General features: G+C 52.9%; 17 protein-coding genes. 8 read left to right on the top strand and 9 right to left on the bottom strand.

From position 1 onward, the window contains the following. Window positions 1-5: 5 nt before the first annotated feature. The 3 genes from MRBBS_RS08655 to MRBBS_RS08645 form a co-directional block, all read right to left on the bottom strand. A complete protein-coding gene (locus MRBBS_RS08655) occupies window positions 6-1,973 on the bottom strand; it encodes a glycosyltransferase family 4 protein (protein ID WP_014871091.1) in 1,968 nt (655 codons plus the stop codon). Beyond that, window positions 1,960-2,358 carry a 6-pyruvoyl trahydropterin synthase family protein gene (locus tag MRBBS_RS08650; protein WP_014871090.1) on the bottom strand — a complete coding sequence of 133 codons (399 nt, stop codon included), beginning with the start codon at window positions 2,356-2,358 and terminating at the stop codon, window positions 1,960-1,962. Before MRBBS_RS08650 ends, MRBBS_RS08655 begins: the two co-directional genes overlap by 14 nt. Window positions 2,359-2,426: 68 nt before the next feature. After that, complete coding sequence (locus tag MRBBS_RS08645) at window positions 2,427-3,440, bottom strand: zinc-dependent alcohol dehydrogenase (protein ID WP_014871089.1); 1,014 nt, start codon at window positions 3,438-3,440, stop codon at window positions 2,427-2,429. A 64-nt stretch (window positions 3,441-3,504) separates the two neighbouring features. Between MRBBS_RS08645 and MRBBS_RS08640 the strand changes: the two genes are divergently transcribed. Together MRBBS_RS08640 and MRBBS_RS08635 are read left to right on the top strand one after the other, a co-directional pair. Beyond that, complete coding sequence (locus MRBBS_RS08640; protein ID WP_014871088.1) at window positions 3,505-4,260, top strand: CDP-alcohol phosphatidyltransferase family protein; 756 nt, start codon at window positions 3,505-3,507, stop codon at window positions 4,258-4,260. After that, on the top strand, window positions 4,247-4,882 hold the full coding sequence (locus MRBBS_RS08635) for a YceI family protein (RefSeq protein WP_014871087.1): 636 nt from the start codon (window positions 4,247-4,249) through the stop codon (window positions 4,880-4,882). The genes MRBBS_RS08640 and MRBBS_RS08635 overlap by 14 nt, the downstream gene beginning before the upstream one ends. 2 nt (window positions 4,883-4,884) lie before the next feature. Here the strand turns inward: MRBBS_RS08635 and MRBBS_RS08630 are convergent, their stop codons facing one another. Next, the gene (locus MRBBS_RS08630) at window positions 4,885-5,817 is read right to left on the bottom strand and encodes a DMT family transporter (protein ID WP_014871086.1); all 933 of its coding nucleotides are present in this window, start codon (window positions 5,815-5,817) and stop codon (window positions 4,885-4,887) included. Window positions 5,818-5,930: 113 nt separating this feature from the next. On the opposite strand from MRBBS_RS08630, the gene MRBBS_RS08625 reads away from it, so the two are divergent. Further along, on the top strand, window positions 5,931-6,794 hold the full coding sequence (locus MRBBS_RS08625) for a LysR substrate-binding domain-containing protein (protein ID WP_041635185.1): 864 nt from the start codon (window positions 5,931-5,933) through the stop codon (window positions 6,792-6,794). Here MRBBS_RS08625 and MRBBS_RS08620 read toward each other — a convergent pair. Next, window positions 6,721-8,421, bottom strand: a complete 1,701-nt coding sequence (locus tag MRBBS_RS08620) for a L,D-transpeptidase family protein (RefSeq protein WP_014871085.1) — start codon at window positions 8,419-8,421, stop codon at window positions 6,721-6,723. The two genes, MRBBS_RS08625 and MRBBS_RS08620, sit on opposite strands and share 74 nt — an antisense overlap. Before the next feature lie 171 nt (window positions 8,422-8,592). On the opposite strand from MRBBS_RS08620, the gene MRBBS_RS08615 reads away from it, so the two are divergent. Continuing rightward, complete coding sequence (locus tag MRBBS_RS08615) at window positions 8,593-9,342, top strand: murein L,D-transpeptidase catalytic domain family protein (protein ID WP_014871084.1); 750 nt, start codon at window positions 8,593-8,595, stop codon at window positions 9,340-9,342. Between the two features lie 57 nt (window positions 9,343-9,399). On the opposite strand, the gene MRBBS_RS08610 is transcribed toward MRBBS_RS08615, so the two are convergent. Continuing rightward, window positions 9,400-10,911 (bottom strand): diguanylate cyclase, encoded by a 1,512-nt coding sequence (locus MRBBS_RS08610; RefSeq protein WP_014871083.1) that lies wholly within the window; start codon window positions 10,909-10,911, stop codon window positions 9,400-9,402. 303 nt (window positions 10,912-11,214) lie between these two features. Between MRBBS_RS08610 and MRBBS_RS08605 the strand changes: the two genes are divergently transcribed. Further along, a complete protein-coding gene (locus MRBBS_RS08605) occupies window positions 11,215-11,904 on the top strand; it encodes a haloacid dehalogenase type II (protein ID WP_041635184.1) in 690 nt (229 codons plus the stop codon). Between the two features lie 62 nt (window positions 11,905-11,966). On the opposite strand, the gene MRBBS_RS08600 is transcribed toward MRBBS_RS08605, so the two are convergent. Next, window positions 11,967-12,467 (bottom strand): lactoylglutathione lyase family protein, encoded by a 501-nt coding sequence (locus MRBBS_RS08600; protein ID WP_014871082.1) that lies wholly within the window; start codon window positions 12,465-12,467, stop codon window positions 11,967-11,969. Between the two features lie 94 nt (window positions 12,468-12,561). On the opposite strand from MRBBS_RS08600, the gene MRBBS_RS08595 reads away from it, so the two are divergent. Next, on the top strand, window positions 12,562-13,431 hold the full coding sequence (locus MRBBS_RS08595; RefSeq protein WP_014871081.1) for a LysR family transcriptional regulator: 870 nt from the start codon (window positions 12,562-12,564) through the stop codon (window positions 13,429-13,431). Window positions 13,432-13,517: 86 nt separating this feature from the next. Here MRBBS_RS08595 and MRBBS_RS08590 read toward each other — a convergent pair whose 3' ends face one another. Both MRBBS_RS08590 and MRBBS_RS08585 read right to left on the bottom strand, forming a co-directional pair. Further along, a complete protein-coding gene (locus MRBBS_RS08590; RefSeq protein ID WP_014871080.1) occupies window positions 13,518-15,293 on the bottom strand; it encodes a bifunctional diguanylate cyclase/phosphodiesterase in 1,776 nt (591 codons plus the stop codon). Then, window positions 15,280-16,779: a methyl-accepting chemotaxis protein gene (locus tag MRBBS_RS08585; protein ID WP_014871079.1), complete on the bottom strand. Its 1,500-nt coding sequence runs from the start codon at window positions 16,777-16,779 to the stop codon at window positions 15,280-15,282. The genes MRBBS_RS08590 and MRBBS_RS08585 overlap by 14 nt, the downstream gene beginning before the upstream one ends. Before the next feature lie 489 nt (window positions 16,780-17,268). Between MRBBS_RS08585 and MRBBS_RS08580 the strand changes: the two genes are divergently transcribed. Beyond that, window positions 17,269-18,549 (top strand): diguanylate cyclase, encoded by a 1,281-nt coding sequence (locus MRBBS_RS08580; RefSeq protein ID WP_187290781.1) that lies wholly within the window; start codon window positions 17,269-17,271, stop codon window positions 18,547-18,549. Then, window positions 18,536-19,351, top strand: coding sequence for a substrate-binding periplasmic protein (locus MRBBS_RS08575; protein WP_227497605.1), 816 nt, complete (start codon window positions 18,536-18,538; stop codon window positions 19,349-19,351). Before MRBBS_RS08580 ends, MRBBS_RS08575 begins: the two co-directional genes overlap by 14 nt. The last annotated feature ends 145 nt before the right edge of the window (window positions 19,352-19,496 follow it).

The raw sequence follows: 19,496 nt of genomic DNA, 5'->3' as shown, positions 1-19,496 counted from the left end.
ATTGGCTACCCGGCCCTTGACGGCAACGCGAGCAGATCTTCATGGCACACCGTAATGCGCAACGCCCCTGCGGCCAGCTGCCGTTCTCTGGCGTCAAGCCAGACCTTTAAACGTGTGCTCTGATCCAAGTCCTGCTGGATGGCGGCATTAACCCAGCCCTGCATCAGTTGACGCGCCAGCTCAGCATGCTTTTCACCCTCACCCTCACCTTCACCCAGCTGCCAGTCACTGGCGGCAATGTGCACCTCATAACCACAGCTTTGCAGTTCTGCGGCCAGTGCTGCAGTGGCGCTTGGCCCCAGCGCCGCTCCCAGGCCTTTATCGCCGTGCTGGTGTTGATTCACCAGTACGCGCAGCAGATCGTCATCAGGGTGCCGGGGGCTAAGCTCGAAGCGTCCGGCGTAGCTCAGCACGACCAATAGGGCCGCGCGTTTGTCCGCGACTTCTTTTACCAGCGCCTGCAACCATTGAGCCGACACAAGGTCAATCAGCGCCGATGCGGTCACCAGGTGCGTGTCCGCGGGGAATAGCCCGGCAAACGTTTGTGGTAACAGCTGTAAAGCCCGGGGCTCAACGCTCAGGCCCAACGGCTCTAGTCGTGCCGCGGCGGCTGCCAACAGACCCGTGTCTTGGTCGATCAAAAGCCACTTCTGCGGTTTATCAAATACCTTGGCCAAATACCCGACATTAGACCCCAGCCCGGTACCCAGATCGACCAACGTTGGCGGCTGAGGCCTTATTTGGTCACCCGATTTCTGTTGTAGCCAATCACGCAGCATGGCGTTGAGGTTTTGCGACCGCGCCTTATAGTCCGCCGGCTGTCGCAGGCTGAGCCAGTCAGCGCTGAACTCGGTATGCGGGTGATGGCTCTGAAAGTCGGTTAGCGCGGCCGTAAAAGCGGCGGCTGTATCAGCCCAAGTGCGCACACGCAGCGACTCGGACTCGGCCCTCAGGCGGGCTTGCGCCAGGACGTCAGGGTTGGTTATCCAACTACCCAAACGTTCACGCAACGCTGCCACATCCCCCGCGTTGTACATCGCAACGCCGGGGCGATCGGCGGTGTGCAATAACGCGCCACCGTTGGAGGAAATAATCGGTAAACCGACACTCAATGCTTCATCAATCACCATGCCATAACCTTCATACAGCGACGGCAACACAAAGACATCGGCATTGTTGTAAAGCGCTGCCAGCGCATCGCCGCCTACTTCACCGGTTAGCGAAATACGCGAACACAAACCGGCCTGCTGAATCTGCTGGCGCACCTGCTCGGCGTAGTGCGGATCGCGATCACAGGCGCCCACCAGAACACACTGCCATGGCAACTCTTTCAACCCGGAAAGAGCCTCTACCAACTGATGCTGGGCCTTACGCGGTGACAATTGTGCCACGCATAACAGCCGTATCGTTTTCGCAACGTCAGCCGTGCCATTGGCAAAGTGTTCCGGCGCACCAGACGCGCGCCTTTCAACACCCGGTTCAGCAATATGGATTCGGTCTGACGCTACGCCAAAGTCCCGAAGGCGTTCTGCTGTAAAGCGGCTGGTGGTCACAACGTGGGGCACCGCCGCCAGTGCCCGCTTTTCAGCGGCAAAAAACCTCGCTTGCTGCTGCGAGCTCAGGTCAGTTTCATCGGCCAACGGATGGTGAATCAACGCGACCAGATTGAGCCGTGACCGGTGAGCTTCCAGTATTTCTGGCATGGCGCTCATGGCAAGTCCATCGAGCACCACCCAAGACTGTTCTGCCGCACTCGCAAGCAACTCGTTCATGGCCGTTAATGCCACCGTGTCGGGCTGCGGAAACTGGCCCGGCAACCCCGCTATTCGTGCGCTTATACCTGGCTGATTTAACGCGCCGGCTTGGTTGAACGCGGCTACTAACTCGCGTACGTAGCGATAACCACCGGTGTTCTGTTGCGGATCACCCGGCACAACAAACAGCAGTTCGTGGCTGGACTCAAATGTCGCCATGGTAGCTGGCCCAGGCAATATGGGATTCCGCCAAGGTTACCTTCAGGCGTTCAACACCCTTGCCTGACTCCCCCAGTTGGCCGGCTCGAATCGCCGCTGCAAGTCGTTCAAATATAACCTTTGCCATAAATTCGGTGGTGGTGTTGCGGCCTTTGAATTCCTCCACGTCGTCCAGATTTTTCATGTTGAACTCCGCCAGCAGTGCTTTCAACTGCTCTGAAGCCAGGCCAATGTCCACAATCAAGTCGTCGTGGTCGAGCGTCTTACGCTCAAAGCTAACGTCAACGATATAGGTGGCGCCGTGAGTTTTCTGGGCCGGCCCAAAAATTTCGCCATTAAAACTGTGGGCAATCATGATGTGATCGCGAACGGTCAGGCTGTACATTTAAATCTCCTTTGGCAAAACATAATGTGAGTAAGCTTCTGTGCAGAGCTCCCTATAAAGGGCTATGACTAATAACGAATTCGATGGCATAAAGTATCATCACCCGGGGCAAGAATTTGCGCCATGGTTTGCGGCATTTGCTCGAACGAGGTTTCTGCGCTGATCAGAGCGTCTAACACCGGATCTTGCAGCAAGTCCAGAGCGAGTATCAGGCGCCGGCGATAATCCCAGCGCGGCTGGCGGAGCGGGCTAATCCCTCCCACCTGGCTGGATTTCAGGGTCAGGCGGCGGGGATGAAAGGCCGCGCCCAGGGGTGCGTTGACGGGCTGGTCGCCGTACCAGCTCATTTCCACCACCGTTGCTTCCAGACCAGCCAGGCCAAGGGCTGTCGCCAAGCCGGCACTTTGGCCGCTGGCGTGAATCACCAGGTCAAAATCATCAAAGCTGCTTTGGCTGGCGAAGTTCAGGCCCAGCTTACGCGCCACCGCCTCGCGACCAGAGTTGGTGTCCAGAGCGATGACGTGGGTTCCGGGTATGCGGCTGGCTAACCAGGCTACCAGCAGGCCAACAACACCCAAACCCACCACCGCAATGCGGTCGCCCACGCCAGGCATGGCATCCCAGAGGCCATTTACAGCGGTCTCCATATTGGCTGCCAATATTGCACGAGCGGCAGGTAACCCCGGCGGCAAAGGCGTTACAGCCGAAGCAGGCACTTTATAACGTTGTTGATGTGGGTACAGACAAAATACCGTCTTGCCGGCTAGTCCCTCGGGGCCACTGACAACTCGGCCAACATTGGCGTAGCCGTATTTAACGGGCCAAGGGAAATCTCCCTGCTGAAAAGGTGCGCGCATACTCTGGTGCTCGCTGGCAGGCACTCGGCCATGAAATACCAGAGATTCGGTGCCACGGCTGACACCGGAGTACAACGATTGCACGGTTACCTCAGTGTCGGTAGTGGCCGCACTCATGCCTGGCGGGTCACTCAAAGCCGTGTCCAGTATTTTCCCTTCGCCAGCGGCGGTCGTCCAGAATGCCCGTGTCGCAGCGTGCGATGAGCCATCATTTGTGGAACTCATCCAATACTCCTTGTGTCTATACTAAATGCCAAACAGTCTACAGAATTATTAACGGAGTTCACTGATGAATTCAGCACCTCGGGTGCAAGGCCTTGCGCCATGGATGGACCTGTTGTGGAGTGCCGTTGTGCTGGCGGTTTTATGTGCACTGGTGATTCCGCCTGTTGCCTCAACCCAGGCTGCTGCAGCCACACTGGCCACCACGGTAACCATCATTCTTTATGCCGCCATTATGACGAGTGTTCTAACACGCTGGCCGCGACACCAAAATTTTGGCTGGGCCAACCGGGCAACTCTGCTGCGCGGTTGCGTGATCATTGTATTGGTGGCCATTGCCTGCGCTGTGGCCGCAGGTGCTGAACTGTCGGTTAACCGCCTTTGGTGGTATGCCGTTGCGGCATTGTTGGCACTGATACTGGACGGCGTAGACGGTCAGTTGGCGCGGCGCACCCACAGCACCAGTGAGTTCGGCGCCAGATTCGATATGGAACTGGACGCACTATTAATTCTCGGCCTGTGCCTGATGGTTTTCGCCATTGGCAAAGCTGGCGCCTGGGTAATGGCACTGGGCCTGATGCGCTATGGATTTGTAGTGGCTGCCTGGATTCTGCCCTGGATAAACCAGCCGCTGCCGCCGAGCTTCCGCCGCAAGACAGTCTGCGTATGGCAGATTGTCACGCTAATGGTGGCGATTGTGCCGCCAGCGCCTTCCCTGCTCGTCAGCGTGTCGCTGGCAACGGCGCTGTTACTGTTAACCTGGTCGTTTTTCCTAGACGTATATTGGCTCTATCAACGGAGAGAACAACATGACACACACTGAGAAAAACCGTACTTCCGGAATCGCTGTCCTATCCTTGCGCCGAATTGCTACCGCTGTTCTAGTGCCTGTTTGTTTGGCTTCAGCCCCGCTTGTTAACGCCGAGCCGACCAACTTCAAGGTCGATGACGAGCACTTTTCGATAGTGTTTGAAATCATGCACATCGGCTACGCCCCGGTGATGGGTATGTTCCGCGAGATAGAGGGGGAATTTGTTTACGACGAGAAAACCCGTGAGCTCAGTTCCGGCAAGCTGATATTCAAAAGCAACAGCGTATTCACCAATCACAAAAAGCGCGACGAGCATGTCACTAGCAAAGACTTCCTCGACAGTTCCAAGCACTCCGACATCATTTTCACCGTGACCGATTTCAACACCACCGGCGATAACACCGGCCAGGTCACCGGGGACTTGGCTATGCTCGGGCAAACCAATCCGGTTGTGTTAAACGTAACGCTCAACAAATCTGCGGTTTATCCGTTCGGGCACGAGGAATATACCTTGGGCATCAGCGCCGAAACCAACCTGAAACGCAGCGAATGGGGTATGACCTACGGCCTTGATGGCGACATGGTGGGCGACGACGTTGCCCTGCGCTTTGGTTTTGAAGCCATCAAACAATAGGATTAATTGGAGGCCGGTTGTTGGCGGCCAGATTTCATAGACGCCACCACCGAGCCGGCCACTACCAGTAACGCCGCCACCGGTAAACGCCAATCTGGAGCGGCAATACCCGCAACGACCAAAAGCACCGCGGCTAATACCGGCACCGCATAAGCCAAGCTGCCAATCAACGCCGTAGGCCCGGTGCGCAAAGCCAGGTCCCAAGCCACCATAGCAAGCCCATAAGGCCCAAAGCCAAGAGCGATGCCGGCCAGCAAAGCGCTACCGGAAGGCATTCCCGGTGTGCTTCCAGCCAAGGTGTCAGCGGTTGCCGCGCCTGCGCCTGCAACCAAAAACAGCAATGGCATCAAAGGTGCAACCGCTACCGGCGCCGCTTGACAAATCCACGAATACACTGCCCAGCAACAAGCGGCCAGCAGTGCCAGTGCATAACCGGCATAGTGGTCGCTAGCGCCTGCCCCCAGCGACTCGGGTGATATCAAAACCGCTGCGCCACAAAATGCAATACCGGCCCCGACGATGACCGGCAATGGAATGCGTCGGTGAAACAGCCACTGGCTAAGCACAATAAACAGTATCGGCCAGGTGTAAGTAATCAATGCGGCCTCGGCAGCGGGCGCTTTGCCCATGCCCGCCAGATAACCGACCACAGCGCCAAAAATCAGCGCCGGCACCAATCCGTAAATCACCAGTTTCCACTTGAGCGGCAGCGTTACCTGCCTGACATCCGTTCGCGCTTTTTTGCGTTTGCGCAACGTCATGGGCAACGCTGCCACAGCGCCACTGAGCAGAGCAATTGTTGCCAGCCGAAACGGCGGCACCGCACTTGCGATATCCACCAGCAGCGGCGCGATCGCCCACAGGACAACAGCGACAAGCGCTGCAAAAACGCTGAGATAAAGCGGTTGGTGTAAGGCAATGGTATGGCGACTCACCGTTAGTACTCCTCAACGCTGCTGAATTAGCAAGACAGGGTCTAACCCTATACACTTTCAACACATCACAAAATTGACATTTTTTGATTGATAACCTAACAGGAATTGATGATTTGAGACGGCGCATTCTGGATTTGAACATGTTGCACACGCTGGTCGCGATTGCCGACGCCGGCAGCGTGACCGCGGCGGCTGAACGCCTGGCTTACACACAATCGGCTGTGAGCATGCAGCTGCGCCGGCTGGAAGCATCATTGGACGTTGCCCTGCATGAACCCGCAGGTCGTAAAATTCGTCTGACGGCCGAGGGGCAAAAACTGGTGGGGTACGCGCGAAAAATGCTGGTGCTAAACAGCGAAGCGGTGGACGACGTTCAACGCCGACAGGTCTCCGGCGAGCTGAGCCTGGGTATTCCGGAGGATTACGCCTTTCTGCTGACGTCCGTGTTATCGCACTTCAGTCAGCGGTATCCGGCGATTCAGTTACAGGTTATTTGCCGCTCCAGCGTTGATCTGGTGAAGCAGGTACAGGATGGCGATCTGGATATGGCGGTGGTAACGCGCCAGGTGCGTTCACCGGGCGGTGAAGTGATTCGCCGCGAACCACTGGTATGGGCCGTTGGCGCCACCGCGCAGCCCTCATTGGCCGACCCGATACCGCTGGCGCTTTATTCGCCCGGCGCAGACGTGTTTCGTGATGTTGCTGAAGCGTCGCTGGCCTCTGCAGGCCGGAGCTGGCGCATGGCCTACTCCAGCCAATCCATGACCGGCCTTTTACCGGTTGTCGTGGCTGGTTTGGCGGTGGTTGTGGTAACCCGCAATATGCTAACTGACCAACTGCGGGTGATTGACGAGCGCAGCGGCATGCCGGCATTACAATCCGTTGAAATCGCCCTGCATCGCTCTAGTGGTCGGCCATCGGAACCGGCACGTCAGTTGGCAGACCTGATTCGGACTCATCTGGCGTCCAATGAGTAAACTCGAACCAGCCCTGCGATTCCAAAGGTTGGTCGAGCGCTTTTTGCAATGTGGCATCTTTTTGATAAATATCCGGGCGGAACACCAGCTCGCCGTCTTCGCCCGGGTGCACCGTCCAATAATGCAGTATGACCGGCATCGTGCGCCGCAGGTTAATATTGCGAGTGTTTCCAGTCGCTATTAATGCATTCACATCCGCAGCCGTGTCGGTGTCGTCAAACAGCAATTGTGCCAACTCCGTTATGCCTTGTACCCGAATGCAGCCCGAGCTGAACGCCCGCTGCTGGAGCCCAAACAGAGCCTGCACCGGCGTATCGTGCAAATACACCAGGTGGTTGTTGGGAAAACGCAGAACCAAATTCCCGAGTGCGTTCATCGGGCCCGGGCCCTGGCGCAGCATAATGCCACCGGGATTCCGCCAGTCGATCTGTTGCGGATCGAGGCGCTGCCCCCGAAGATTAAGCACGCTCATGTTCTGCCGATACAAATAGCCGATGTCGTCTCGAATTTTTGGCAGCGAGTCCTCCCGATAAATGGTCGGTGGCACTGTCCACGTCGGATTAACGGTCAAGTGTGTGATCTCGGAGCGCAGCGACGGCGTGCTGCGGTAGGGCTGGCCCACCACAATTCGCGAACGCCAGATTTCACCGTTGGGGCGAAAATAGCTGATGCGATAACCGGCGATATCCACCAGGATAAAGGCGCTGGCTTCGCCGTGTAACAACCAACGAGCGCGCTCCAGATTGGTTCGAATCTGGTTAATGCGCTCGTCAACAGACACATTAAACGCGTTTCGTGTTTGTTGACCCACTATACCGTCCGCCTCCAGCAAGTGGTGTCGCTGAAAAAGACGCACGGCCTCTACCATGGCTTCATCGTATTCAAGAAGAATCGCAGTCTGTTCTTCGAGCTGAACAGCGGGCTTGGCGTTTTGTAGGCCCAGGCCTCCTGTCATCGCCAATCGCTGGCGCAGCAGAGGGACATCGGCATCGACATCGCCCGGCCTTAGTAACTGACTCCGTTGCGGTAACTGGGGCCAGCCGCCCTCCATCTGGATATTGCGATAGTACGCCAGCCCTGCACGCAAACGCTGGTAGGGCGCAGCGTACGGCCGTGCCAGAGAAAACGCCTGTTCAAAACGCTGCGCATCTACCGCCTCGGAAATCCCCTGATAATCCAGTGCATGCGCCATAACCGGTATTTCCCACTGCGGATCAATCTGATACGGGTCCACCTTGCCTCGCTGCAGGTGCGTCAACGCGGTCAGCAGGATTCTGCTCACCGACAGTTCAAAGCGCAAGCGATCACTGGCTGTTGTGTAAGGTGTCTGCAGTTGACGATAACGCGCCATAATGGCGCCGGGTTGATAGTCGGCTACATTCAGGCCATCACTTTGCAGGGTATTGAGTGCGGCAGCAAAAGCTGCAACCGATTCACTGTGCTGCCACACAAACCGACCGTCTCTAGCCGCGTAAAAAGCACGCAAATCTTCAGTTTCAACCGATAGGTAAGCCGCTAAATCTTGGTCTGGCTCGCTGATTTCCAGCACCGCCACGCTGTGACAGGCAACTCCCAGCCACAATACAAGCATCAGCAAAACGCGGCTTAGCGCATGACGCCCTAGCATACAGTACCTCCATGTGCCAGAGAAAACCTGGCTATTTCAACCTCTAACGCTATAATTACGCACCTTGCGGAAAACCGGATGATCCGCTTTCATAGTGACAGCATGATCCGCCTTTACCAGTAAGACAGTTTAACGTCAGGTAAAGTCCTGCCTTTAATACGGATTTTCTGGATGCCGATGATACGTTTAAACCGTTGGCTGCTCGGTGCGGCTCTGTGTAGTCAAATAATTCTGGGGGGCCACAATGCGATGGCCGCCAATTCCGACAAACCCGTAAATAAAGCGACCTCTGATAGCGCAACGTTCAATAGCGCAACGTCTACAGCCCAGCAAACTCGCCTCAACAACACACTGGCAAAGCTGGCACCAAAAGCCAACCCACAAGTCTTGCGCCTGGCGGCACGTGCACTGGGCTGCGCCCAACCCGATGCCGAGAGGCTTGCCGTCATCGATTTTTCATTGCCATCCACTGAGCAACGGCTCTGGGTGTTTGACCTGAAACACCAAAAACTGCTGTTTAAAGAGCTTGTATCCCATGGCCGGGGCTCGGGCAATGCCGAGGCCGAGTCATTTTCCAACATCCCGGAAAGCTATCAATCCAGTATTGGCCTGTTTCGCACGCTCAACAGTTATTACGGCCGCAACGGCTACTCATTGCGCCTGAAAGGATTGGAGGCAGGCGTAAACGATCTGGCCTACCAGCGGGCCATCGTGATTCACGGTGCCGATTACGTCAGCGAGAACTTTATAGAACAAACCGGGCGTTTGGGGCGAAGCCACGGCTGCCCTGCGGTTCGCCAGGAAGTCGCCATCAAACTGATAGATAGTCTGAAAGAAAACCAGTATCTGTTTACCTATTATCCGGATCCCGAGTGGTTGGCAACGTCTGAATTCTTAAGCTGCGAACGCACAGATGCTTGACTGGCCATGAATTGATACAGAGCAAAAGCTTCATTAACCAGCGATTATGATTAGTGCTTAAGGAATCGCTTCCGGGGCTAGTGGGGCTGCCATTACCCGGTTGCGACCTGCTTGCTTGGCCACGTACATAGCGCTATCCGCCTCTACCAATACGCGATCAAACTCGCGACACAAACCCCCAGCCACGCCCAGACTGACGGTTACCTTACTGCCATCCGGCAGTGCGTTCAGACCACTGACTCTTAACCGCAAATTTTCCGCAATCAAGACCGCCTGATTTATATCAGTCGGACTCAACACGATCAGAAACTCTTCACCACCCCAGCGAATCACCAAATCATCGCGTCGCACACTCAGCACAAGACTCTGAGCAATACTCTGCAGCACCTCGTCGCCCACTTTGTGACCGTAACGATCGTTGACCTGCTTAAAGTGGTCAACATCCAGCATCACTAATACGCAAGCATTGCCCTCAGGTTGTGCGACAAGCCAATCATCTAACCGCAGTCGATTACCAACACCGGTCAGCATGTCACGCTTGGCCAGCTCCTCAAGCTCCTGATTCAAACGCGCCAGCGCCGCGGTGCGCTCAAAGACTTGCCCCTCCAGCTGCTCTTTGCTGCGCTCAATGCGGCGATTGGTTTCAGCAAGACGCCGCTCGAACACTTTGCGGCTCGTTATATCGGTGATGCTCCCCACCATACGAAGAGGCTTGCCCTCCGCGTTTTGTTCAACAACCCGACCACGATCGTGAACCCAGATTTCACTATCATCCGGGCGTACCATTCTGTGCTCAGAGCTGTAATAGCCAGTACCCTCAAGCGCCGTATTCAACGCACTCATCATGCTGGCGATGTCATCCGCATGAATTAATTTCCCGAGAACCGCCATATCGTGAGTTAACAAGGTATCGTCAAGTTGCAACAACTGGCACCACTTCATGTTGTGCCGCACCACGTTATGCTCTATATCCCAGTCCCAAATGCCTTCGCCAGCAGCATCCATCGCGTAAGAATACCGCTTTTCCTTTTCTTCAATTATCTGATACGCCAGTTTGAGCTCGGTAATATCATGAGCGATCACCAGAACACGATCACTGCCGTCGGGGCCCTTCAGTGGCTTTTTAATCGACTGAAAATAGCGGACTTCGCCGGTTGCCCTGTTCGTTGATGCCTCTTCCACCACCTGCACTCGGCCAGCACTTATCACTTCTTGGATGTTTTTCTGAACAAAAAGGACCTGACTATGGTCATCATTGAAATCGGCGTCGGTTTTACCAAGCATTTGCTCTGGCGTGGAATCATAAAAACGCGCTGATAACTGATTACAAAGCAAAAATTCACCGCGCCGATTCTTCACAAATACAATGTCTGGCGATTCGTCAATCACCGTCCGCAGCAGGTTTTCTTCCAACAAGCGAGGTAATATAGTGAGGTTTTCTTTGGAGAGACCGCGAGGGCCGCGGGCACAACAACCGTTGCAGTGTATAAAATACTCCGCCGGATCAGAGCGTTGAATACACAGAAGTTGCTCACCGCAATAAGGACAACGTTGCTTTTCAAGATTCATTTATACGCCCCTCGCTGACACCTGCGTGGTTCAAATCCTGTTTTCAGCCTACCACTTTACAAACTGAAACGTGACGCCTTATCATCCACAAGTTTCATTCCTCACTTTAGCTCCATAATCCGAAATCGCAAAGTTTCGCGTATGTGACCAAGCCATATCATTGGCGCAGTTTCGCGTCACATTGATTCTCAAGCTCACTAGCAGAACGCATTCTAAGAAATGCGGTATTTTATAATCAGTCAGACTCAGTCAGACTCAGTGGTATCGGTACACACACATTGCCTATAACCAAAGAGGATGCTCATGTCTGACCGAAAACCCCCATCCATTATCGTATTTGATGTGAATGAAACACTTCTCGACATAACAACCCTGGAGCCTTTATTCAATCGCGTGTTTGGCGACCGTCAAGTGTTAAGGGAGTGGTTTTCAGCATTGGTTCTGTATTCACAGACAATGACGTTGTCCGGTCTTTATACACCCTTTGGAGAGCTTGGCGTGGGCGCACTGCGGATGACCGCCGACATTCACAAGGTGGACATTGGGGATGACGATATCGCGGAGTTGAAAAAGCGGATGAGTACAATGCCGGCGCATCCGGACGCTATTCCAGCTCTTACGCGGTTGATCGATGCAGGTTTCAGATTGGTAACCCTGACCAACTCGGCCAGCGGCGCTTCACCCACCCCGTTGGAAAAGGCGGGATTGAATCACTTTTTTGAGCGAACCTTCAGCATCGAGGAGACCGGTAAATTCAAACCCGCCCCTGAAACCTATCGCCTGGTCGCGAAGGCGTTGTCTGTCGAGACATCAGACTTGTGCCTGGTCGCCTGTCACCTTTGGGACACCATAGGCGCTCAGGCCGCCGGTTGCCGCGGTGCATTTGTCACCCGTCCCAACAACGCAATTCTCACGGCCCCTGGCGTACCCCTTCCAGACCTGGTTGCAGCCGAACTCACCGACCTCGTCAATCAGATTATTGGCTGCCGGTAACACGTTGTAGAAACGCCCGACTGTCGCCCTAAAGCCAGTCGAGCCGTTTCAACCGGAACGCGTCAGTAGGCGCCGTCGCTGTAGATCAGCTCGTAGCTGTGGCTGTAGATTTCCACAATGTTTCCGAACGGGTCTTCCATATAAATCATGCGATACGGCTTCTCACCGGGATAATAATAGCGCGGCTCTTTCATGCGTTTTTTACCACCGGACGCGACAATGCGATCAGCCAACTCTTCAAGATTTGGATCTTGCACGCAGAAGTGAAAAATGCCGGTTTTCCAGTACTCAAAGTTATTCTCCGGGTTCACCTGATTTTTGAACTGGAACACTTCCACGCCGATCCGGTCACCGGTGGACATGTGGGCGATACGGAAACTTCCCCAGCCCTTACCAAACACCTCGGTGCACATTTCGCCGATCGCACTGTCATCTTCAACGATTTCAGTCGGTTCCATGATGAGATACCAACCCATAACCTCGGTATAAAATTTGACCGCACCTTCAAGGTCGGGAACCGAAATACCGATGTGCGAAAAATTTCTGGGATAAACATTACTCATGGCTTTTCCTCCTTTTTTTAACGTGGAGAAAGGCTACAATCATTTTTTGATTACGTGAAATTATCATTCATGATGATTATGAAAATGGATTGTAATGATTAACACCACATGGTTACGCAGTTTCTGCACCCTTGTTGAAGTTGGCCATTTCACACGTACGGCCGAACGCCTGCACATGACCCAATCAGGGGTTAGTCAACAGGTACGAAAACTGGAGGAGCAACTTGGACTAGCGCTGCTTGTTCGACAAGGCAAGCGGTTTGCACTGACGGATGCCGGCGAACGGCTTTATGCGGAAGCAAAAAATATCATCATGGCCCTATCAAGCCTGGAGCTGCGCATACGTGAAGATCCGGCGTATGAAGGCTTGGTTCGGGTGATGTCCCCCGGGAGCGTGGGTTTAAAACTCTATCGTCACCTTCTTGCCTTGCAGCACCAACACCCAAAGCTTGTTATTGACTACCGGTTTGCACCGAACGCCGATGTCGAAAATGCGATTGCTGACTACGCCGTCGACATTGGTTTTATGACCAGCACGTCGGCTCTGGCAGAAGTGAGCTGCCAGCCGATTGCGACGGAATCACTGTTGCTGGTAACGCCTGCCCGCATTTCAAAGCCGAAATGGGAAGTATTAATGGAACTCGGGTTTATAGATCATCCGGATGGCGCTCATCATGCTGAAATGCTGCTAGGGGCTAATTACCCCGAGTTTCAACACAGCAATTTATTTGAAAAAAAGGGGTTCTCAAATCAGATCGGCCTGATTCTGGAGCCCGTGAGCTTGGGTTTGGGCTTTACCGTATTGCCGGCTCATGCGGTTGAGGCCTTTCAGGAGCGTCAGCTTGTCAGAACTCACCAGCTTCCCAATCCGGTTAGCGAAACCCTGTACCTTGCGCTAAGGCGTGAGATACCGACGCACAACAGGATGAACACAGTGATCACAGAAGCACGCAAATGGCTGTGAGTTCAGAGGGGTCGTTCAGCCTAACCAACCGAGCGATCAAGCGCTGGGCATCATTCAACGTGTTCTGTGCCTTTTTTGATACCGCATCAGGCTAAAAGAGCCGTTTTATGATCATCAGACATCTCGTTTAGAGCCGCAATATTACTCACAATCTGGATCCCGCTCACTGCTTTCTTGGCCTTGGACTTGGCAACCGCTGCAGTCGCTGCCAGATCTGCTGCAGAACCAAATGCCCGGCTATCTGCAACAACGATTCCTGCCGAGAGAGCCACGAGGGGGAACTGCCTTGGCAGGCCATCACGATCTTCACCCGTTATGAAGCCCGCCTGACGTATCGCTTCCGGATACCGCGTCGACGCCTCTAAGGCAAAAAGCTGTTGCACTTCTTCGCAGCGTTTTCGGATTTCAAGCCGGTCGCTGAACACCACAAAATCATCCCCGCCAATGTGGCCAACCCACTCACTATCCCCATTAAAAACCGTGCACAGTTGTCGTGCCAACGACAAAATGACCTCATCACCTTTGCTATAGCCCAACAGATCGTTAAAGGGCTTGAAGTGGTCAATATCGAAATAAATGCAGGTGAACGGGTTGTTTTGCTGAAGCCGGTGAACGGCTTCCTGCTGAATCAGAACATTTCCCGGCAACTGAGTAAGAGGATTGGCATGTCTCGCCTGCTCCACCCGGCTCCGGGTCATCATGCGAAGCAGAGACCGGGTTGAACCCAGCCCTATGTAATGGCCATTCCTAGTCACAATGAAATGCTGTTTGAGGTAATGAAGGTCGTCCTCTAAAAGCGACTGACTGACCGCTTCCAGAGATTCGTCGTGTTCGACAACAAGCGCATCGTAGGCTGTCAAACTAGACACCGGCTTTGTCTCATTGAGTGCACGACCATAGGTAGAGCTGAAAACTTCCATCACGCGCCATTTATGCAGCAGACCGAGAGGCCGGTCATTATCCACCACGGGCAACGCAAATATTGAGGGCGAAGATTGCAGGACCTGCCAGGCCTCGCCCAGTGACGCCGTTGGAGCAAGTGGCACGATGTAGCGCCCCAGGTATCCCGCATCGGAAGTCGCCTGCCCCCCACTAATGGGCGCCGGATTGTCCAGTGCCGACAATTCGGCGGTAGGGAACGGATTGGGGCGGCCCAACAGAAAGCCCTGAATCAGATGGATTCCCATTGAGCGCAGCAGCGTCAGCTCAGCAATCGTCTCAACGCCTTCTGCAATCAGCCGGCACCCCAGCCGCTCACAGAGGTTAATAACAGACCGAACGAATTCTTTTTTTACCAGGTCTCGATCAACATCGCGAATAAAATGCCGGTCAATTTTGACAAAATCCGGCTGAATTTCAGACCAGAGTTTTAACCCGGAGTAACCCGTTCCCAGGTCGTCTATCGCAACCCGGAAACCACGTTTCTTCAACGCAGTCAATCGAGCCTTTAGCGCCTCCGGGTTATCCGCCGGATAACGCTCGGATAATTCAATAACGACGTTTTCCGGCTTGAGGCCGTTGGTCGCCAACAAAGACTGTAAGCGATCCTCCGCAAACGCTTTCGGTAGCAGCAGCCCCGGTGAAACATTCACGAAAACCAAGTGGCTGACTCCGTGGCGAATGCAGCTTTGCCCGGCTTCCAGCAGACACGCCTGCTCCAGGCTGATCACCTGCTTGCATTGCTCTCCTGCCTGAAACAATGCAGGAGCCCCGTGAAGCGGGCTGTCCGAAGGTCCCCGGCTGAGTACCTCATAGCCAAGAACAGTTCCTTTCTGGCAGTCAACAATGGGTTGAAACATCGTTGAAATAAGCTGCTGATCAATAATGCGCTGTAGCTCTCTCGCTTGGTCACAGGCTGTCATTCTGTGTTACGCCCCCTTGAATCTGGAAACGAGAAATCAGGGCTCGCAGCGATTCTGACTGCCCACGCAACTGATCGCTCACCGTTTTAGTGTGACCGATATGCTGCTCCAGACCCTGAGAGCTTTCTCCCAGCGCATCCGCGCGCCGCCCCACCCGACCAATCTCGTCCCTTTGAACGTGCACTGCCTCGTCTACTTCAGTGGTAAAGTGGCTGAGATAATCAAAGGTTTGTTTAAGTGCCACCAGATGGGTCTTGAGTGTTCCCAACGTCTCCCGGTTAGTGCCACCGGCTGCCCGGGTCTCATCCAGTAAGCCGTTGGCACGATTAACCTGGGTGACAAGCTCGCTAACCCACTGACGCACCTGATTGGTAGATTCACCCGTGCGACGGGACAGGCTTCGTACTTCATCGGCCACAACGGCGAAACCCCGGCCCTGCTCTCCAGCGCGGGCCGCCTCAATCGCTGCGTTCAGGGCCAGCAGGTTGGTCTGCTCAGCGATGTCTGCGATCACGCCAATCACCTGTTCGATCTTTTTACTGGAACCGTGAAGGACCTCAATCGCTCCTGCCACGCGATTAATGACCTCAATCGCATGTTCAGCGGCACGCTCACTCTCGCGCAGCTGGTTCTGAACATCATCGTTGCCTGCCACAGCGCCAGTGACCTGCGTTCGGGAATGCTGCGCTGATTGTTCAATCTGGCTTGCGCTCTTGGTAATGGCTTTCATTGATGAAACCACATCGTGGATCTGGCGAGTGTTGTGTAATGACGAGGCCTGAACCGCATCGGCCTGCTCATCCAGATTGGCTGAACGCTGCTGTAAGGCAGCTGCAGCGTCTGTGACATCCCCCACGAACAGTTTGAATTTTTCGATCAGACCGTTGATTGCTAACGCCACAGCCGTTACTTCATCACGCCCTGAAATCGGCAGCGGGGAGGAAAGGTCTGAAGCTGCTTCCATGGACCGGAGGCGTTCCGCGATCAACTGAAGTCTTGTAGTTACCGTGCGGCGTAGCCAGTAGGTTAATAGCAGGATACCAAACAAGACAAAAAGGGATCCCCCAACCAGCAAGTGTTGTTGCTGTTCGAGGAATTCGACCAGCGCGGCAGACCCTGCTTCCGCCTGTTGGCGGCCAACCATGCGCCGGGCATCAATGTCTTCAAGCATAGGATCAAGGGCTTGATAAAGCTGAAAGTCCACCACTTTACCGGCCGAATAATAACTGGCTTCATCGATAGGTTCTTTCAGAGCCCCAAGCAGGTTCAAAACGGCCTGATGGGCCTCCATGTTCTCCTCAGCCCAGCCTTGCAGGCGCGGATTGCCAAGAGCTGACTGCCATTGCGCCTTGATCGCCACCGAGGTTTCTTCGAACTGCGCATTGATCTCACCCCACAGCAGCAGCTGAGCTTTAATTTTGTAGGACAAGTCCTTAAGTTGGCGATGGCTGCGATCCAGATCCGTAAGCAGCCAGACATCCGACATCTGCTCTCGTACGAGTCGATCCGTCGCCTCCTCAGCCTCCCGCACCACTGACGTAGAAAGCCATGTCAGACCGGTAAGAGCTATTAAACAAAACCCAGAAAACATTATTAAGCGCTGATGGACGGTAAGGCGCATAACCTGAACTACCTCTCGAAACGTTCATGGTCAGCATAGGTCACGATCATGACAATTTTGTTTCAATGGTTAGCCGGCCAGAAGAATTTTTAAATATAATCAAATTTTTTCAACACGTTGCAGGCACAACTCAAAGGAACTGTTGAAGGGCACGTTCGTCGTTTTTTTGGTGGCGGCGCGCTTCAGATCAAGGCTCAACCTTGATACAGATTGCTCCCACGATGAGTTCCTACCAAAGAAAGAGTTCTCGGCAAAATTATCCGTTGTTCAGAAGATTCTGAAGTCTATTCCATTAAGTGTCAGACTCATCTACGGTTAAAAATAATGTGCCATTTTTTGGGAAGGGGTAATTTAGTGTTTGCACGTTTTCTTCGTCCAAAAAATTTATCCCAAAAATTGATGCGCGTTATTTTTTCCATCTATTTTGGCGTCGCTTGCCTCATCACAGGCATGCAGTTCTTGACTGAATATTTAAAAACGCAAGATTCAATAATAAATGAATTGAAACAGTTGGAAGATACCGTCCGCGGTCCTATTGCTACGAGTTTGTGGCAATACAATCAGAATCAGCTGGAGGCACTCGTCGTCGGTCTGGTCAAAATGCCAGTCATCGAGGGTGTCGATATTTTAGATAAGTACGCAAAGAATATGCTTTCCAAAAGATCCTACACTCCGGCCACCGCCCCCCTGTCGGTTTTCGATACAAAATCGGATTTGTATTGGTCGCTTAATGAGAAAGAGATATTTCTCGGGTCACTTACACTTTATTCATCATCACAAGTCGTTTTAGATCGAGTTTTGTTCGGTTTTTCTTTGATTGCAATTACGGCGATCATAAAATTGTCTTTTTTGTTTTGGCTGTTTGTGTGGGCTGTAGATCGCTATCTGGCCATCCCCTTAAAAGAATTGATGTCGCAAGTGGATGAAGTGCAACTGAAACAAAACGTGAATAAACGAATTCACCTTTCAAATATCGAGAATAACGAACTCGGTCAGCTACAAAACCATATAAATAACATGCTATCTGCCATAGAACGGGATCGGGAACGACTATTAGAAGACGAGCAAGCCAAGCGAAACTGGCTAGAGAATGCCGTTGCAAAGCGCACAAAAGAACTACAGATACTAAATAAGAAACTTGAAAATCTAGCTAGAAGGGATTCTTTGACAGGCACATTAAACCGGGGAAGTTTCTTTGAAACTGCGCAACATCTGCTCGTTCTTTCTCAACGCCAAACGTCGCCCGCATCCTTTATATTGATGGATTTAGATCATTTTAAAGTCATTAACGATACGTACGGTCATTTTATCGGTGACAAAGTACTCATTCATTTCGCACAAACAATTTATGATTTTTTGAGAAACTCGGACCTTATCGGGAGACTCGGCGGGGAAGAGTTTGCAATCTTTCTTCCTGATACGGGAATCGATGGGGCGTTCCAGCTTGCCGACAAAATGCGAACAGCTATCAGTAATTCAATTTTGGAAATTGACGGTAAAACAATTAATTACACTGTAAGCCTCGGCGTTGAGTCATCCGGGCCTGAAGACCATTCAATTGACGAATTATTCAAACGCGCCGATACGAAACTTTATGGTGCGAAAAATAAGGGCCGTGACCGTGTTGAAAAGTGAAAAAATGCACCGTCATTTATTCCTAGTGTTGTTGTTAGCAGGAACCAGTGCGGCCAGTTCTAGTCAAGCTGAAACACTAAAGGTTTGCTATGACAAATGGGCCCCAATGACAATATTTCCGTCAGAAGAATCTTCTGACCGTGGTGTTGTAATAGATATGCTAGAGCAAATATATACAGAAAAAGGCTATAGCCTTGAATATTATGAAGTTCCTCTGGCAAGGGGGCTGGATATGGTGGCAGAGGGTTTTTGCGATATGTTGCCAGAGTACCTGTTTTCAAAAAGTTCAGAACATTACTTCGTGTATGCTAGTGAAGCAACGTTTGCGTACACAACAGCCTTTGTGGTCAGACGAGATGATTCTTGGCGCTACAATGGGATTGAGTCCATAAAAGGCAAGCGCATCGCAACTGGGCCAGGCTGGGACTACAGCTCAGTCAGTGTTGACTATCAAAACTATATCGATGACCCAAAAAACTTGAACTTCGTTGAGGTGATTGCGGGTTACGATGATGTGGTTGATCGGGTCTTTCACATGATCAAAGAAAACAGAGTGGACTTATACGCAGATAACGAACTTGTCCTTCAGTATGCTTTAAATCGGCTGGACCTGAATGATGAGCTTAAGATTGTGCGCCCCGGTTTAGAAAAGAAACTGATTGAAATTCCGATCTTTTCAAGACAAATGCCCGCCTCAAAAAGACAGAAGCTCATAAAAATCTGGAATGAGGGACGCCGATCGATGAAGGGCGAACGAGAAAAAATGCTGCTTCAAAAGTATAACGTGACATTCGAAGATTAGCGCGACGCGGACGCTATGACCGGCTGCGACCGCGCATCCAATCCCAAGCCTTTTTACTGCCCTGATTTTCTTTCGGACGTTAATCGGTTTAGAAACGGCGGGCTGCTAAAGTCTTCCAATGCCCGCTCAATTTCCTCGGGCGTGC

It is taken from the genome of Marinobacter sp. BSs20148 (assembly GCF_000283275.1).
Classification (GTDB): domain Bacteria; phylum Pseudomonadota; class Gammaproteobacteria; order Pseudomonadales; family Oleiphilaceae; genus Marinobacter; species Marinobacter psychrophilus.
Note: the sequence above shows the minus strand (reverse complement) of the source record. Positions and strands in the feature narration are given on the sequence as shown.